Origin of the sequence: Roseateles chitinivorans, from assembly GCF_002761755.1 — a bacterium.
Lineage (GTDB): Bacteria > Pseudomonadota > Gammaproteobacteria > Burkholderiales > Burkholderiaceae_C > Roseateles > Roseateles chitinivorans.
This window is the reverse complement of the sequence record NZ_PEOG01000236.1, coordinates 1-421: the sequence shown is the minus strand read 5'-3', so window position 1 is coordinate 421 and position 421 is coordinate 1. Positions and strand designations below refer to the sequence as shown.

The 421-nt window shown below is 67.5% G+C and carries 1 pseudogene; it reads right to left on the bottom strand.

The annotated features are described in order from the left end of the window. Window positions 1-220, bottom strand: a pseudogene (locus CS062_RS25520) (cutinase family protein); the annotation flags it as partial. Window positions 221-421: the final 201 nt, after the last annotated feature.

Here is a 421-nt window from a genome sequence, read left to right as displayed (position 1 = left end):
CGAAAGCCTGTCCGGTCGCACCGATCCCGGGTGCCTCGAACGTGCCGCGGGCGAACACCACCTCGACGTCGGCACACGCATTGTCCGCGGCGCTCGCGGTCGCGGCAGGCCCGGCCAGCATGCCGAACCCGGTCGCGGCCACGGCCAGGGCCGGAAAGACCGTCGCACGTGCCATCTTGGTGACGACGTTCGCCTTGCCGGCTCGCTTCGATGCGCTCATGTCTTCGGCCCCTCTGTCTCGTTTGCCCTCGCCTCGTCGCGGGTGGCTGTTACTTGCATCAATGACGGCCGGACGGATCAGATTCCGCCAAGATCAAGTGATGTACGCCACGTGAGCGAATATGGGCGAGCGGGATTGCTGAGCCGGATCGAGGCGTTGGTGATGGGCCCGTCGGCGCGTGGCGCCGTGGCGGTTGCTGAC